Here is a 15,200-nt window from a genome sequence, read left to right as displayed (position 1 = left end):
TTGGTCGTGCAGGCGACCGGTTCCAACCCGAAGGTTACTCGCCGGTGGCCTTGGCGATGATTTCCTTCGAGACGTTCGACGGAACCTCTGCGTAGGAATCGAACACCATGGAGAAGTTCGCGCGGCCCTGGGTCTTCGACCGCAGGTCCCCGATGTAACCGAACATCTCCGAGAGCGGAACCAGCGCCTTCACGACACGGGCACCACTGCGTTCCTCCATGGCCTGGATCTGGCCACGGCGGGAGTTGAGGTCGCCGATCACGTCACCCATGTACTCCTCGGGTGTCGTGACCTCGACGGCCATGAGCGGCTCGAGGATCACCGGGGCAGCCTTGCGGGCCGCTTCCTTCAGTGCCTGAGAGCCGGCGATCTTGAACGCCATTTCGGACGAGTCGACGTCGTGGTACGCACCGTCGAGGAGCGTGACCTTGACGTTGACCAGCGGGTAGCCCGCGAGCACGCCGTACTGCAGGGCGTCCTGCGCACCGGCGTCGACCGACGGGATGTACTCGCGCGGGACGCGACCGCCGGTGACCTTGTTCTCGAACTCGTAGGTCGCGCCGTCCTCGCCCGTGAAGGGGTGGAGGGCGATGATGACCTTCGCGAACTGGCCGGAGCCACCGGTCTGCTTCTTGTGCGTGAACTCGTGCTTCTCGACAGGCTTGGTGATGGTCTCGCGGTACGCGACCTGCGGCTTGCCGACGTTGGCCTCGACCTTGAACTCGCGACGCATGCGGTCGACGAGGATGTCGAGGTGGAGCTCGCCCATGCCGCCGATGACGGTCTGGCCGGTCTCCTCGTCGAGCTCGACGGAGAACGTCGGGTCCTCTTCCGCGAGCTTCTGGATCGCGGTGCCCAGCTTCTCCTGGTCGGACTTGGTCTTCGGCTCGATGGAGACCTGGATGACCGGGTCCGGGAACGTCATCGACTCGAGGACGATCGGAGCGTCCTGCGCGCACAGGGTGTCACCGGTCGTGGTGTCCTTCAGGCCGATCATCGCGTAGATGTGGCCGGCCACGGCCTCTTCGACCGGGTTCTCCTTGTTGGCATGCATCTGGAAGAGCTTGCCGATGCGCTCCTTCTTACCCTTGGTGGCGTTGAGCACCTGGGCGCCCGGCTCGACCCGACCGGAGTACACGCGGACGAAGGTCAGCTTGCCGAAGAACGGGTGCGCAGCGATCTTGAAGGCGAGGGCCGAGAACGGCTCTTCCTTGCTCGGCTTGCGCGTGAGGGTGGTTTCCTCGTCGTTCAGCTTGTGGCCGATGACCTCACCGATGTCCAGCGGAGTGGGCAGGTAGTCGATGACCGCGTCGAGCATGGGCTGAACGCCCTTGTTCTTGAACGCGGTGCCACAGAGCACGGGGTACAGCTCGGAGTTGACGGTCAGCTTGCGGATGGCGCCCTTGATCTCGGCGACCGTGAGCTCCTCACCACCGAAGTACTTCTCCATGAGCTCTTCGTCGGACTCGGCGACGGTCTCGAGCAGCTTCTCGCGGTACTCGGCGGCCTTGTCGGCGAGCTCGGCGGGGATCTCCTCGACCGTGGCCTCGGTGCCGATCGGAGTGACGCCGCGCCAGGTGAGCGCCTTCATCTCGACGAGATCGACGACACCGTCGAAGTCGTCCTCGGCACCGATCGGAATCTGCAGGACCAGCGGCTTGGCGCCGAGACGGTCGATGATGGTCTGCACGGTGAAGAAGAAGTCCGCGCCCATCTTGTCCATCTTGTTGACGAAGCAGATGCGGGGGACGTCGTACTTGGCAGCCTGGCGCCAGACCTGCTCGGACTGGGGCTCGACGCCCTCCTTGCCGTCGAACACGGCAACAGCGCCGTCGAGGACGCGCAGCGACCGCTCGACCTCGACCGTGAAGTCGACGTGGCCGGGTGTGTCGATGATGTTGATCTGGTTGTTGTTCCAGAAACAGGTGACCGCGGCGGAGGTGATGGTGATACCACGCTCCTTCTCCTGCTCCATCCAGTCGGTGGTGGAAGCACCGTCGTGGGTCTCACCGATCTTGTAGTTCACACCGGTGTAGAAGAGGATGCGCTCGGTCGTCGTGGTCTTGCCGGCATCGATGTGCGCCATGATGCCGATGTTGCGGACCTTGTTCAGGTCGGTCAGCACTTCCTGTGCCACAGGTAAACCCCGCTCGTAGCTCGTGTCGGCCCTTGGGTGCGGACCACATTTCTTATGATGTCAGCCGGCCTTTACGGGACCGACACAGATGTGCGAGCAGCCGGTCGGGGGAACATTCGATGATCCACCCGACCGGCGTCGACTCACCAGCGGTAGTGCGCGAACGCCTTGTTGGCTTCAGCCATCTTGTGCGTGTCCTCGCGACGCTTCACAGCAGCACCGAGGCCGTTGCTCGCATCGAGAAGCTCGTTGGCGAGACGCTCGACCATGGTCTTCTCGCGACGCTGACGCGAGAAGGTGACGAGCCAGCGCAGCGCCAGCGTGGTGGAACGGCCGGGGCGAACCTCGACCGGCACCTGGTAGGTGGCGCCACCGACGCGACGGCTGCGCACCTCGAGTGCGGGCTTGACGTTGTCGAGCGCGCGCTTGAGCGTGACGACCGGATCGGTGCCGGTCTTCTCGCGAGCCTGCTCGAGTGCTTGGTAGACGATGCGCTCGGCCGTGGACTTCTTGCCGTCCAGGAGGATCTTGTTCACGAGCTGGGTGACCAGCGGCGAACCGTAGACCGGATCGGCGATGAGGGGGCGCTTCGGAGCGGGTCCTTTACGTGGCATCAGCCCTTCTCCTTCTTCGCTCCGTAGCGGCTACGTGCCTGCTTGCGGCCCTTGACACCCTGGGTGTCGAGGGAGCCACGGATGATCTTGTAACGAACACCGGGGAGGTCCTTCACACGACCGCCACGCACGAGCACCATCGAGTGCTCCTGGAGGTTGTGGCCCTCGCCCGGAATGTAAGCGGTGACCTCGACAGAACTGGTCAGGCGCACACGAGCAACCTTACGAAGCGCCGAGTTCGGCTTCTTCGGGGTGGTGGTGTACACGCGGGTGCACACGCCACGACGCTGCGGGCTGCCCTTCAGGGCCGCGCTCTTGACCTTGGCGGTCTTGTCGCGGCGACCCTTGCGGACCAGCTGATTGATAGTTGGCATCTATCGGCTTTCTCGTTGTCTGGAGCTGCTCAGGCGAGCAACACTGGCTGTTCTGAAATTAGGGATCCATCGGTTGGGGCAAGGAAGCAACTGCCCCGCACTCGCACCCCGTGCGCACACGAGGTCGGGTGTGTCGCGTACCCCCACACAGGCAGCCGGGGACTCGCACCTGCAGGTATCTACAGACCGCGCGTACGGCATCGCCTCGCATAGGCACACAGATCGGTCCGGGCATGCCGGACACGACCCACAACGATACCCGGCGGCGGCGCATGCGGTCAAAGCGAGACGCGACGAATGACCGCGCACGTCGCGCGGCGAGAGCGAGAAGTCAACTGCTGAGGTTGAGGGTGAGCCGTGCCAACGTAGCAGCAGCCTCACACGGGTCCGTGCCGGCGGCCGTGTATTGCACCCACCATCCGAAGATCCCTGTGGTCGCTGCGCCGGCGGAAACACCACAGGACATCGGGTCGTTCGGCCTGCGCATCTGCAGGGCCCGCCTGCCTTCGACGGTGGTGTTCTCGACCGTGTAGCCGAGTTCCTCACCCGCCTTGCGTTCATGATCGAGCGACCCGGTCTCGAACCAATTGAACGTGACCTTCACTACGCCCGCCGGGCCGTCCCCCTCCCAGCGGCAGATGGCGCCGAAGAACCCTCGGTACACCGCTGCCGCACCCACCGTCTCCGCGATCTTGTCGTCGGCGACGGCGTCGCACTCGGTGAGCAACTTCGTGAACTCCGCTGACAGCCCCGGCCCGCCGCCCGCGCCCTGCGGCACCGCGCGGCCTTCGATGCTGCGCGCGCATCCGGCGACCAGCAGCAGGGTGGTGCAGAGCATGACGAGGCTCAGGGCCATGCGACGAGACCTGGGGCGCACGGAGGCCGGGTGCGAGCCGCGGTTCGTGTGCACGTCCGCTCTCATGACTGTGCCCTCTCCACGCTGAGTTCGGCGAGGTCCCGCGCTACGGCACAGGAGTCGGCCGTAGGCGTGAAGTTCGCGTACGTCACAGACCAGTGGATGAAATCGCCACCGAAATCCACACCGATCTCACACAGGACGGTCTGGCCCAGTTCGTTCTGAGCGGACCCCATGAATCCGGGACGGCCGCCGACCTCGACGTCCGCCGCAGGCCGGCCGATCAGATCCGAACCCGCACGCTCACGGCCGATCGGGCTGCCCCGATACCACGAGAAACTCACGCTCGGGCCACCGACGTAGGTCTCCCACTCGCATCCCACAGAGTTCCGGGTGACCGCGGAGAACTCTCCCAGCGCGAAGGCCGCTTCGACCTCGTCGTCCGAGATCGAACCGCACTCGCCGAAGAACGGCCCGGGTTCGGTGACCTGTAGCGCCGTGGTCTCCGGGGCGCCACCGCGCGCGTCATCGTCCGATGATCCGCACCCCGTCACGAACACCGCGGCGAGCGCGGCCATCGCCACGATCGTCGGCATCCTCCCGTTCCCCTCGACAGGCATGTGCACAGACACTACCCAGCCGTGCGTCCGCTCGCTTGTCGACCTCGCGCATCGACCAGGATGGCGTCGAGCTGAGCCGCCCAATGCCGCACGATCTCGGCGCGTCGGCGCGAATCGTCGGTCAGCACATCCGCGAGACCCAGTCCACGTGCCAGGTCGAGGGTCGCCTGGACCATGCGGTGGACGACGGGGTCGGAATCATCGGCACCGAGCTGTTCGATCGCGGCACGGTGCGCGACCCGTCCGAACCGCTCTTCGAGGGGAACGATGCGTTCACGCAGAGCGGGATCGGCGGCGGCCGCCGTCCACACCTGCAACGCCGCCTTGAACAGGGTTCCGGAGTACTGCTCGATGAGGCCCGCGACCACCCGCTCGGTGTGCGCGACGCCGGAAACGACGTCGAGGTTCTCATCGCGGACCTGATCCATACGACTGTCGAACATGTACTCGAGCGCCGCGGTGATGAGGTCCTCCCGGGTCGGGAAGTGGTGTTGCGTTGCGCCGCGCGAGACCCCCGCGCGCTGCGCGACGACTCCGACCGTAGTCGCAGCCCAGCCGGATTCGGCCAGAGTGTCGATGGTGGCCTCGAGCAGGCGTAGACGTGTCGCTCTGCTTCGGTCCTGCTTCGGTTCGCGCGTCATCGAAGTGCATTCTCCTGGTCCCGAGACCGTCTGTGGACATCACGGCTCCGTACACTCGTACCCCAGGACGAGACAGAAGGGCAGTTTCACTGTGGCGACGTTGGTGAGACGCGAGGACTATTTCGACGCTGCGATCGAACTTCTCTCGTCGAACGATTACGGGGCGCTCAAGCAGGCTCAATTGTGTGCACACCTCGACGTCACCACGGGGTCGTTCTACAACTACTTCGCCAGCTGGGCGCAGTTCCGCAAGGAGTTTCTCGAGAACTGGCTCGAACGGCAGACGATCCGGCTCGTCGCGACGGCGCGCCTCGAAGCCTCCCCGGTCCGGCGCCTCGAGATGCTGATCGAATTCGCGTGCGGGCTCCCCCACAGTGCCGAATCGTCGATCCGAGGATGGGCGCACACCGACGCGGAGGTGCGTTCGGTGCAGGCCACCGTCGATTACCAGCGGTATCTGGTGGTGGTGGAGGCCACGTCGGCCATCCTGGGCGCAAGTGCCGTAGCCGAGGGCTTCGCTCGCACGGCGCTCTACTGCCTCGTCGGGTATCAGCAGACGGTGCCGCTGCCCGAACCGGACACGCTGCGGTGGGGACTCGAACGAATTCTGCGCGAGCTGCTTGCCACCTCGGAGCCCTGAGTCCGACAGACCGAGGATCGGCGACCGGTTCGTCACGGCCTGGCCCACGACGGTGGTCGCCGCTGAAGGAAGGCGGTCATCCCCTCGACCGCCTCATCCGAACCGAACAGCCGGGCCGATTGTGCGGCGAGGTCACCGCTGTGCCGATCGAACTCCTCGAGGATCTGCCGGGTGAGCAGCCGCTTCGACTCCGCGAGCCCCTGTGGTGAGCACTCGCGGAACTCGGCGAGCAGTTCCGCGACGGTGTCGGCGGGGTCGTCGGCGGCGATCGTCACCAGCCCATGTGCGAGGGCCACTTCCGGGCCGAAGCGCTCCCCGGTGAGGAAATACCGCGAGGCTGCCCGTGGCGACAGTCGCGGCAACACCGTGAGGGAGATGATCGAGGCAGCCAGCCCCAGACGCGCCTCGGTGAGGGCGAACGTGGTGCGCGGGCCCGCGACAACGACGTCGCACGCACCGACGATCCCCATCCCTCCGGCCCGGACATGGCCGTCGATCTGCCCGACAACGGGTTTGGGTGTTTCGAGGATCTGTCGCAGCAGGTCGATCATCTGATGTGTCCGGTCCGCGGCCGCTACGTCCGGTGTCCCCCCCGAACCGGCCCGGCCGGCCTCACGAAGATCCGCTCCGGCACAGAATGTTCCGCCGGCGTGTGTGAGGACGATCGAGCGCACGTGAGGGTCCGCGGCCGCGTCAGCGAGCCCTTGCCGCAGTTGACGTATCAGGGTCGACGACAGGGCGTTGCGGTTGTGCGGCGAGTCCAATGTCAGTGTCGCGACACCGTGCGCGACGTCGTAGTGAACGAACGGATCCGCAGGTTCGGTGGACGTCATCGAGTTCCCCTGTCTCAGTATGAGCGTGGCAGTCCCAGCGAGTGCTGCGACACGAAGTTCAGGATCATCTCGCGACTGACGGGGGCCACCCGCGCAATCCTGGCGGCACCGAGCATCGCCGCGAGTCCGTACTCCTGGGTGAGCCCTCCTCCGCCATGAGTCTGGATGGCCTGGTCCAGGCTCGCGATCGCAGCCTCACCCGCCGCGTACTTGGCCATGTTCGCGGCCTCCGCGGCACCGAAGTCGTCGCCACTGTCGTAGAGCGATGCGGCCTTCTGCATCATCAACTTGGCCAGTTCCACTTCGATCTTGCGCTGCGCCAAGGGATGTGCGATTCCCTGATGCGCACCGATGGGCGTCTTCCACACGGTCCGCTCGTTCGCGTACTTCACCGCGGCATCGAGCGCGTAGCGGCCCATACCGACAGCCATTGCTGCACCGAGGATGCGTTCGGGATTGAGTCCGGCGAACAACTGCGCGAGCGCCGCATCGGGTTCGCCCACGAGTGCGTTCGAGGGAAGGCGGACGTCGTCGAGGAAGAGAGCGAACTGGCGGTCGGGTTCGATGATGTCCATCTCCATCGGGGTCCTGACGAACCCGGCGGTCTCGGTCGGCACGATGAACAGTGCGGGACGGAGCTTACCGCTGGCGGCATCCTCGGTGCGCGCGACGATGAGTACGGCGTCCGCCTGGTCGACGCCGGAGATGAACACCTTGTTGCCCGACAGGATCCAGTCGTCGCCGTCACGCTTGGCAACGGTTCCGATCTTGTGGGAGTTGGAACCCGCGTCGGCTTCGGTGATTCCGAAGGCCATGATCTTCGATCCGTCGGCGAGTCCGGGCAACCACTGCTCCTTCTGGCCGGAGGTGCCGTACTTGGAGATGATTGTTCCGCAGATGGCCGGCGACACCACTACGAGCAGGAGGCCGCATCCGTGCGCGGCGAGTTCCTCCTGCACCAGGGCCAATTCGTAGATCCCGGCCCCGCCGCCGCCGTATTCCTCGGGAAGGTTCACGCCGAGGAATCCGAGTTTCGATGCTTCCGACCACAGTTCGGTCAGAGGCTCGTGCCTGCGCGATTTCGGCAGCACATAGTCGACGTAGTTGTAGCGCTGCGCCAGAGCCGCTACGGACGATCGGAGTGCCTGCTGTTCTTCGGATTCGGTGACGATCATTCGCCTACTCCTGAGGTTGCGGATTGTTCTTCGTCCGACGGCTGATCTTCGCTGGACACCACGGCCAGCACTGCACCTACATCGACCTGCGAACCGACGTCGACGTTGAGTTCGGTGAGCGTCCCGGCTCCGGGCGCGGTGACGGTGTGCTCCATCTTCATCGCCTCGAGCCACAGGACGGGCTGGCCTGCGGCGACGGTGTCGCCGACGGCCGCACCCAATCTGATCACCGATCCCGGCATCGGAGCGAGCAGTGAACCCACCGGGCGGTGCGATGCAGGGTCGGTGAATCGGGGCACCACGTCCAGTCGCACAGGCCCGAGAGACGAGTCGACGTATACGGTGTCGCCGTACCGGGCGACGACAAACTCACGGCGAATCCCGCCTCGGTCGAGGACGACACGGTCGGCTGCGAATTCGACGGCGACGGCGTCCGTGAAATCGTCGGCTACCAGCCCGTTCCGAGCACGGCGGTAGCGGATCTCGTGCTCACCGTGGATCCCGGTGAACGTCTTGACCTGCGGCGCCGACGTCAGATTTCGCCATCCGGTGGGCAGTCCCGCATCGACCGTTGCGGCGGCGCGGTTGCGTTCGGAATCCGCGAGGGCGGCGGCGAGAGCCGAGATCGCCTCCGCCTCCGGGGTCGCGACCGGTTCCGAGAGCGCGGGGAGACCGTGCGTGGTGAAGAACGCGGTGTCGGTGTCTCCCGCACGGAACGCGGGATGCCGCAGGACGTTGACCAGTAGGTCGCGGTTCGTGCGGACGCCGTGGATCTCGGCTCCCACGAGCGCTTTGGCAAGCAACCGCGCAGCCTGAGTCCGCGTCGGTGCGTAGGAGATCACCTTGGCGAGCATCGCGTCGTAGTGGATCCCCACGTGCGACCCGTCGACGACGCCGGAGTCCAGACGTATCCCGGTACTGCGCAGTACCCCGAATTCGGTATCAGTTCCCGGTACCGCGATCCGGTGCACGACACCGGTCTGCGGCTGCCAGTCGTGGGCGGGGTCCTCGGCGTAGAGCCGGACCTCGATCGAATACCCACGGACCGGGGGCGGTTCTGGAGCGAGTCGACCTCCTGCGGCGATCTGCAGTTGCAGGTCGACCAGGTCGAGGCCGGTCACGCATTCTGTGACGGGGTGCTCGACCTGCAGGCGGGTGTTCATCTCGAGGAAGTAGAACTCCCCCGATTCACCGGATGCGAGGAACTCGACAGTGCCCGCACCTTCGTAGCCGATGGCTTCGGCGGCGCGGCGGGCGGCGGCGAAGAGGTTCTCGCGCATGCCCGGAACCGAGTCGACCAGTGGAGAAGGCGCTTCCTCGACGACCTTCTGGTGCCTGCGCTGAATGGAACATTCCCGCTCACCGACGGTCCACACGGTACCGTACCGATCGGCGAGAACCTGCACCTCGATGTGCCGGCCGGTTTCGAGATAGCGCTCGCAGAACACCGTCGGATCGCCGAATGCCGATTCCGCTTCACGGCGGGCGGCGTCGAGTTGCGCGGACAGTTCATCCGCCGACCGCACGATCCGCATGCCGCGTCCGCCACCACCGGCGGAGGCCTTGATGAGCACCGGCAGATCGGCGTCGGTGACTCGGGCCGGGTCGAGTTCCGCGAGGACCGGGACCCCGGCGTCGGCCATGAGCTTCTTCGCCTCGACCTTCGACCCCATCCTGGAAATGGAGTCGGGGCGCGGTCCGATCCACACCAGACCTGCGTCGACGACCGACTGCGCGAAATCGGAGTTCTCGGAGAGGAATCCGTATCCGGGATGGATCGCGTCCGCTCCCGCTGCGTGCGCGGCGGCGATGACGGCATCGCCCCGCAGATACGTCTCGGACGGTGCGACGCCCGGAAGCCGGACTGCGGCGTCGGCATCGGCGACGTGCGGACTCCCGGAGTCGGCGTCGGAGAACACCGCGACGGTGCTGAGACCCGCGCGACGGCACGACACGAACACCCGGCGGGCGATCTCTCCTCGGTTGGCTACGAGCACGGTGTCGAAGGTCGTGTCGTTCCCTGTGTGTTTCACATCTCGCACTGTCTGCCTCACATCCGGAAGACGCCGAAGCCGTCGGCGCCTTCGATCGGTGCGGTGGCGATGGCCGAGAGGCACATGCCCACCACGGTGCGGGTGTCGCGCGGATCGATTATCCCGTCGTCGTACAGGCGGCCCGACAGGAACATCGGCAGCGATTCGGCCTCGATCTGATTCTCGATCGCGGCGCGCATCGCGGCGTCCGCCGCCTCGTCGAACGCCTGGCCGCGGGCCTCGGCAGCGGCGCGGCCGACGATCGAGATGACACCGGCGAGTTGTGCGCCACCCATCACCGCGGACCGCGCACTCGGCCATGCGAAGAGGAACCGTGGGTCGAAGGCGCGACCGCACATCCCGTAGTGCCCCGCGCCGTACGAGGCGCCGAGCAGGATCGAGATATGCGGCACGGTCGAGTTGGCGACCGCGTTGATCATCATCGCGCCGTGTTTGATCATCCCGCGTTCCTCGTACTCCCGGCCCACCATGTAGCCGGTGGTGTTGTGCAGGAACAACAGTGGCGTGTTCGCGCGGTTGGCGAGTTGGATGAACTGCGCGGCCTTCTGCGATTCCTCACTGAACAGCACGCCGCGGGCGTTGGCGAGGATGCCCACAGGGAATCCGTGCAGTTGCGCCCACCCTGTCACGAGCGACGACCCGTACAGGGGTTTGAACTCGTCGAAGTCGGAGTCGTCGACGATCCGGGCGATCACCTCGCGTGGATCGAAGGGGCGCTTGAGGTCGTCGGGGACGATCCCGAGCAGTTCCTCGGCGTCGTACCGGGGTTCGGGCACGTTCGGCACGGCCGCGGGGCCCTGCTTGCGGTGGTTGAGCCGCCGCACGATACTGCGCCCGATTCGTAGCGCGTCGTGTTCGTCGACCGCGAAGTAGTCGGCGAGGCCGGACGTGCGGGCGTGCATCTCGGCGCCACCGAGTGTCTCGTCGTCCGATTCCTCGCCCGTGGCCATCTTCACGAGCGGAGGCCCCGCCAGGAACACCTTCGAGCGTTCCTTGATCATGACGACGTGATCCGACATGCCCGGGATGTAGGCACCGCCCGCAGTGGAGTTGCCGAAGACCAGGGCGACGGTCGGGATACCGGCGGCGGACAGCCGGGTGAGATCACGGAAGAGGCGTCCACCGGGGATGAACACCTCCTTCTGTGTGGGCAGATCTGCACCACCCGATTCCACCAGCGAAATCAGGGGCATTCGGTTCTGCAGCGCGATATCGTTGGCACGCAAGCTCTTCCGAAGGGTCCACGGGTTGCTGGTGCCGCCACGCACGGTCGGGTCGTTGGCGACGATCACACATTCGACACCCTCGACGACGCCGATACCCGTGACCACGCCGGCGCCCACGGGAAATTCGGTTCCCCAGGCCGCAAGAGGCGAGAGTTCGAGGAACGGCGAGTCGGGGTCGATCAGCAGCTCGATCCGCTCTCGCGCCAGGAGCTTGCCGCGATCGTGGTGGCGTCGGACGTACTTCTCGCCACCGCCCGCGAGCGCCTTGGCGTGTTCGCCATCGATCTCGACGAGCCGGGCGCGCATCGCGTCGGCGGCAGCACCGTAGTCGGCGGACCTGGGGTCGACAATGGAGGCCGATGTACTCATCCGTGGTACCGCAATCGTTTCGCGGCGAGTTCGATGAGGATCTCGCTGGTGCCACCGCCGATGCCGAGAATACGCATGTCGCGGTATTGGCGTTCCACTTCGGACTCGGCCATGTAGCCGAGCCCGCCGAACAATTGGACCGCCTGGTGTGCCACCCACTCCCCTGCTTCGACCGAGGTGTTCTTCGCGAAGCACACCTCGGCGATGAGGTCCTGGTCTCCTCCGAGCGCCCGCTCCACGACTACCCGTGAGTAGACCCGGGCGACGTCGATCCGGCGCGTCATGTCGGACAGGGTGCGCTGCACTGCTTGCCGGGTGATCAACGGTCGACCGAACGTCTCCCGGTCGCGGCACCACGCGACCGTGAGGTCGAGGCACCGCTGGGCGCCCGAGTATGCCTGGGCGGCAAGCGCGATGCGCTCGGACACGAAGCCCTGGGCGATCTGGACGAAGCCCGAGTTCTCGGCGCCCACGAGGTTGGTAGCCGATACGCGAACGTCGACGAAGGACAGTTCGGCCGTGTCGGAGGCGCGCCAGCCCATCTTGTCGAGTTTGCGGGAGACCGTGAAGCCCGGTGTTCCCTTTTCGACCACGAGCAGTGAGACGCCACCAGCACCCGGTCCGCCGGTCCGGACGGCGGTGACGACGAAGTCGGCGCGGCAGCCGGACGTGATGTACGTCTTCGCGCCGTTGACGATGTAGTGGTCGCCGTCGCGCACCGCGGTGGTGGTCAGGTTCCCGACGTCGGAGCCGCCGCCGGGCTCGGTGATTGCGAGCGACCCGATGAGCTCACCCGCGAGCGTGGGCTTCACCCATCGGTCGATCTGGTCCGGGTCACCTGCGGCGATCAGATGGGGTAGAGCGATACCACAGGTGAACAACGACGCGAATGCGCCGCCGGAGGCTCCGGCCTCGTGGAATGCCTCGCACACGGTGAGGGTGTCGGCGCTGTCTCCGCCGGAGCCACCGACCTCTTCGGGAAAGCCGACGCCGAGTAGCCCGAGCGCAGCCGCCTTCTTGTGGAGTTCACGGGGAAGTTCGCCGTCGCGCTCCCATTCGTCGAGATGCGGCAGGACGTCGCGTTCGACGAAGCCGGTGACGGTCTCGCGCAATGCACGGCGCTCGGGACTGTTCCAGATGCTCACGTGTGTTCCTCCAGGAAGTCGATCGGGATTTCGAGGTGGCGCGCCCGCAGCCATTCGCCGAGCCCCTTGGCCTGCGGGTCGAATCTCGCGCGGGATGCCACACCGCGGCCGAGGATGCCTTCGATCACGAAGTTGACGGCCCGCAGATTCGGCAGCAGGTGGCGCGTGACGTTCAGCGGTGCGGTTTCGGGAAGGAGAGTCTTGATGAGGTCGACGGTGAGAGTGTTTGCCAACCAACGCCATTCGTCCTCACTGCGTACCCACACACCGATGTTGGCGTCGCCACCCTTGTCTCCACTGCGCGCACCTGCCACCGCTCCGAGCGGTCCGCGGCGGGTGGGGCCATCCGGCCAGGGAGTGGGCAGGTCGGGGGCGACGAGTGCGTCGAGTGCGCTGGTCCGGTCGGCCGGCGGCACCTCGACGCGGGTGTCGTCCGGTAGCACGGCCACATGCGGAACATCGGCGGCATCGACGTACCCCGCGGTGTACACGCCGTAGGCACTTCCGGGGCCGGGGGGCGCAGTCAGCGACAATCCGGGATACCCGGCGAGGGCGAACTCCACCGCAGTCGCAGTGAATCCGCGTCCGACGACCTTCGGGTCGGGATCACGCACCGTGCAGCGCAGCAGCGCACTCGCAGCTTCCTCGGTGTCCGCATCGGGGTGGTCGGTGCGGGCGAGCGCCCATTCCACTTCAGCGGGGCGGGTCGGCAGGTTCGCCTCCACCTGGCGCCGCATGAGTTGTGCCTTGGCTTCGACGTCGAGGCCGGTGAGGACGAACTCGACCTGGTTGTGGAATCCCGCGAGCGCGTTGAGGCACACCTTGAGCGTGGGAGGCGGCGCCTCGCCCCGCACTCCCGTGAGCTTCACGCGGTCGGATCCGACCTGTTCGAGGTGGACAGTGTCGATGCGCGTGGTCACATCCGGCCCCGCGTAGCGTCCGCCCGTGACCTCGTACAGCAATTGCGCTGTGACAGTTCCCACGGTGACAGCGCCACCGGTTCCGGGGTGTTTGGTGATTGTCGACGAGCCGTCCGCCTCGATCTCGGCGATCGGGAATCCCGGGCGGTCGAGGTTGTCGATTCCGGTGAAGAATGCGTAGTTGCCGCCGGTCGCCTGGGTACCGCACTCGATGACGTGTCCCGCAGCAACGGCGCCCGCGAGCGCATCGAACTCGTCTCGTGCCCAATCGAAGTGGGCCGCGGCGGGACCGACGATGACGGAGGCGTCGGTGACGCGTCCGGTAACGATGATGTCGGCGCCCGCGTTCAGGCAGTCGACGATCCCCCACGCACCGAGATACGCGTTCGCGGTGAGCGGCGGAGGATCGGTGGTCAGGCCGAGTTCGTCGACGCGGGCGATGAGGTCGTCACCTTCGACGTGGGCGATGCGCGGAGCGAGACCGAGCGTGCCCGCGAGATCTCGCAACGCGGCAGCGAGACCCGCGGGGTTGAGGCCGCCTGCATTCGCGACGAGGCGGACACCCTTGTCCAGCGCGAGACCCATGCACTCCTCGGCTTGGCGCAGGAAGGTCTTGGCGTAGCCCGCCGCGGGATCCTTCATGCGGTCGCGGCCGAGAATCAGCATGGTCAGTTCCGCGAGATAGTCGCCGGTGAGATAGTCGAGTTCGCCGCCCTCGAGCATCTCGCGCATCGCCGACAGGCGGTCTCCGTAGAAGCCGGAGCAGTTACCGATCCGCACCACGGCGGGTCGCTGCCGGTTCATTGCGCTCCCCCACCCTGTTCGCGTCCGGACCCTGGCGGCCCTGCGAATGCCTGCGCGATGTCGAGCCAGGCATCGGCGTCCGGGCCGTGCGCGACGAGCGCGGTGTCGGTGCGGTGCACGCGCTGGGTGACGAGCAGGCAGAAGTCCTCAGCGGGCCCGGTCACCGATTGCGCGGCATCGGCCGGCCCCCACTCCCAGGTGCCACCGTCGGGTGCGGCGAGTTCGACGTGGAACGGCTCGACCGGAACCGCACGATCGTTGATCACGAAGGCGAAGTCGCGGGTGCGGACACCGAGGTGCGCGACGTGCCGCAGGCGCCGTGTCGGCCGGGGCGCCGCCCCGAGCGCAGCCGCGACATCACCTGCGTGCGCCCAGGTCTCCATGAGCCGCGCCGTCGCCATCGAGGCCGCCGACATGGGTGGTCCGTACCACGGAATCTTCACCCCCGCCGAGACCTCGGAGAGAGCACGGCCGAGGGATTCGCGACACCGACGCCAGTCGGCGAGTAACTCCTGAGGCGGCAGCGCAGCATACTCGGCGGCACCTTCGTCCACGAATGCAGTGGGGTCGGTGACGTTTTCGAGTTCGGCGACGAAAGAGTCGGGGGTGTCGACCGCGGTGAGTGCCGCGCGGTCGGTCCACAGCAGGTGGCCTATCTGGTGCGCCACGGTCCATCCGGCCGCCGGGGTGGGGCGCCGCCAGTCGTCGTCGGACAGGTCGGCCACGAGGGCGTCGAGGGCAGCACCTTCGGCGCGCAGATCGTCGAAGAGTTCGGGCAAGTCCGCCATGCGA

14 protein-coding genes are annotated in these 15,200 nt (G+C 66.5%); 1 reads left to right on the top strand and 13 read right to left on the bottom strand.

Going from position 1 to position 15,200, the window contains the following annotated elements; all coding sequences use genetic code 11:
* Positions 1 to 34: 34 nt before the first annotated feature.
* The 6 genes from fusA to Q7514_RS18295 all read right to left on the bottom strand — a co-directional run bounded on the left by fusA (position 35) and on the right by Q7514_RS18295 (position 5,242).
* Entirely contained in the window at positions 35 to 2,137 is a 2,103-nt protein-coding gene (gene fusA, locus Q7514_RS18320; protein ID WP_330134687.1) for an elongation factor G, read from the bottom strand.
* Positions 2,138 to 2,280: 143 nt separating this feature from the next.
* On the bottom strand, positions 2,281 to 2,751 hold the full coding sequence (gene rpsG / locus Q7514_RS18315) for a 30S ribosomal protein S7 (RefSeq protein WP_054714779.1): 471 nt from the start codon (positions 2,749 to 2,751) through the stop codon (positions 2,281 to 2,283).
* Positions 2,751 to 3,125: a 30S ribosomal protein S12 gene (rpsL, locus tag Q7514_RS18310; protein WP_132471708.1), complete on the bottom strand. Its 375-nt coding sequence runs from the start codon at positions 3,123 to 3,125 to the stop codon at positions 2,751 to 2,753. Before rpsL ends, rpsG begins: the two co-directional genes overlap by 1 nt.
* 331 nt (positions 3,126 to 3,456) lie before the next feature.
* Positions 3,457 to 3,981 (bottom strand): DUF3558 domain-containing protein, encoded by a 525-nt coding sequence (locus tag Q7514_RS18305; RefSeq protein ID WP_330134686.1) that lies wholly within the window; start codon positions 3,979 to 3,981, stop codon positions 3,457 to 3,459.
* A 62-nt stretch (positions 3,982 to 4,043) separates the two neighbouring features.
* Positions 4,044 to 4,577 carry a DUF3558 domain-containing protein gene (locus tag Q7514_RS18300; RefSeq protein WP_330134763.1) on the bottom strand — a complete coding sequence of 178 codons (534 nt, stop codon included), beginning with the start codon at positions 4,575 to 4,577 and terminating at the stop codon, positions 4,044 to 4,046.
* A gap of 35 nt (positions 4,578 to 4,612) precedes the next feature.
* Positions 4,613 to 5,242, bottom strand: coding sequence for a TetR/AcrR family transcriptional regulator (locus tag Q7514_RS18295; protein WP_330134685.1), 630 nt, complete (start codon positions 5,240 to 5,242; stop codon positions 4,613 to 4,615).
* A gap of 103 nt (positions 5,243 to 5,345) precedes the next feature.
* On the opposite strand from Q7514_RS18295, the gene Q7514_RS18290 reads away from it, so the two are divergent.
* Positions 5,346 to 5,882, top strand: a complete 537-nt coding sequence (locus Q7514_RS18290; RefSeq protein WP_330134762.1) for a TetR/AcrR family transcriptional regulator — start codon at positions 5,346 to 5,348, stop codon at positions 5,880 to 5,882.
* A gap of 32 nt (positions 5,883 to 5,914) precedes the next feature.
* Here the strand turns inward: Q7514_RS18290 and Q7514_RS18285 are convergent, their stop codons facing one another.
* Genes Q7514_RS18285 through Q7514_RS18255 form a run of 7 tightly spaced genes read right to left on the bottom strand, consistent with a single transcriptional unit; the run spans position 5,915 to position 15,196 of the window.
* Positions 5,915 to 6,715, bottom strand: coding sequence for an enoyl-CoA hydratase family protein (locus tag Q7514_RS18285; protein ID WP_330134684.1), 801 nt, complete (start codon positions 6,713 to 6,715; stop codon positions 5,915 to 5,917).
* A gap of 14 nt (positions 6,716 to 6,729) precedes the next feature.
* Positions 6,730 to 7,890 (bottom strand): acyl-CoA dehydrogenase family protein, encoded by a 1,161-nt coding sequence (locus tag Q7514_RS18280; protein WP_330134683.1) that lies wholly within the window; start codon positions 7,888 to 7,890, stop codon positions 6,730 to 6,732.
* Positions 7,887 to 9,923, bottom strand: a complete 2,037-nt coding sequence (locus Q7514_RS18275; protein WP_330134682.1) for an acetyl/propionyl/methylcrotonyl-CoA carboxylase subunit alpha — start codon at positions 9,921 to 9,923, stop codon at positions 7,887 to 7,889. The genes Q7514_RS18280 and Q7514_RS18275 overlap by 4 nt, the downstream gene beginning before the upstream one ends.
* A gap of 17 nt (positions 9,924 to 9,940) precedes the next feature.
* On the bottom strand, positions 9,941 to 11,539 hold the full coding sequence (locus Q7514_RS18270; protein WP_330134681.1) for an acyl-CoA carboxylase subunit beta: 1,599 nt from the start codon (positions 11,537 to 11,539) through the stop codon (positions 9,941 to 9,943).
* A complete protein-coding gene (locus tag Q7514_RS18265; protein ID WP_330134680.1) occupies positions 11,536 to 12,684 on the bottom strand; it encodes an acyl-CoA dehydrogenase family protein in 1,149 nt (382 codons plus the stop codon). The genes Q7514_RS18270 and Q7514_RS18265 overlap by 4 nt, the downstream gene beginning before the upstream one ends.
* Positions 12,681 to 14,408, bottom strand: a complete 1,728-nt coding sequence (locus Q7514_RS18260) for an acyclic terpene utilization AtuA family protein (RefSeq protein ID WP_330134679.1) — start codon at positions 14,406 to 14,408, stop codon at positions 12,681 to 12,683. Before Q7514_RS18260 ends, Q7514_RS18265 begins: the two co-directional genes overlap by 4 nt.
* Positions 14,405 to 15,196, bottom strand: coding sequence for a TIGR03084 family metal-binding protein (locus Q7514_RS18255; RefSeq protein WP_330134678.1), 792 nt, complete (start codon positions 15,194 to 15,196; stop codon positions 14,405 to 14,407). The genes Q7514_RS18260 and Q7514_RS18255 overlap by 4 nt, the downstream gene beginning before the upstream one ends.
* Between the last annotated feature and the right edge of the window lie 4 nt (positions 15,197 to 15,200).

Origin of the sequence: Rhodococcus artemisiae (assembly GCF_036327795.1) — a bacterium.
In the GTDB taxonomy this organism is placed as follows: domain Bacteria; phylum Actinomycetota; class Actinomycetes; order Mycobacteriales; family Mycobacteriaceae; genus Rhodococcus; species Rhodococcus artemisiae.
The sequence above is the reverse complement of the archived record's forward strand: the minus strand, read 5'-3'. Positions and strand labels throughout refer to the sequence as shown.

Coding starts and splice junctions, on each gene's coding strand:
- rpsG (WP_054714779.1), bottom strand. CDS start 2,751: ATGCCACGTAAAGGACCCGCTCCGAAGCGCCCCCTCATCGCCGATCCG.
- rpsL (WP_132471708.1), bottom strand. CDS start 3,125: ATGCCAACTATCAATCAGCTGGTCCGCAAGGGTCGCCGCGACAAGACC.
- Q7514_RS18305 (WP_330134686.1), bottom strand. CDS start 3,981: ATGGCCCTGAGCCTCGTCATGCTCTGCACCACCCTGCTGCTGGTCGCC.
- Q7514_RS18300 (WP_330134763.1), bottom strand. CDS start 4,577: ATGCCGACGATCGTGGCGATGGCCGCGCTCGCCGCGGTGTTCGTGACG.
- Q7514_RS18295 (WP_330134685.1), bottom strand. CDS start 5,242: ATGACGCGCGAACCGAAGCAGGACCGAAGCAGAGCGACACGTCTACGC.
- Q7514_RS18285 (WP_330134684.1), bottom strand. CDS start 6,715: ATGACGTCCACCGAACCTGCGGATCCGTTCGTTCACTACGACGTCGCG.
- Q7514_RS18280 (WP_330134683.1), bottom strand. CDS start 7,890: ATGATCGTCACCGAATCCGAAGAACAGCAGGCACTCCGATCGTCCGTA.
- Q7514_RS18270 (WP_330134681.1), bottom strand. CDS start 11,539: ATGAGTACATCGGCCTCCATTGTCGACCCCAGGTCCGCCGACTACGGT.
- Q7514_RS18260 (WP_330134679.1), bottom strand. CDS start 14,408: ATGAACCGGCAGCGACCCGCCGTGGTGCGGATCGGTAACTGCTCCGGC.
- Q7514_RS18255 (WP_330134678.1), bottom strand. CDS start 15,196: ATGGCGGACTTGCCCGAACTCTTCGACGATCTGCGCGCCGAAGGTGCT.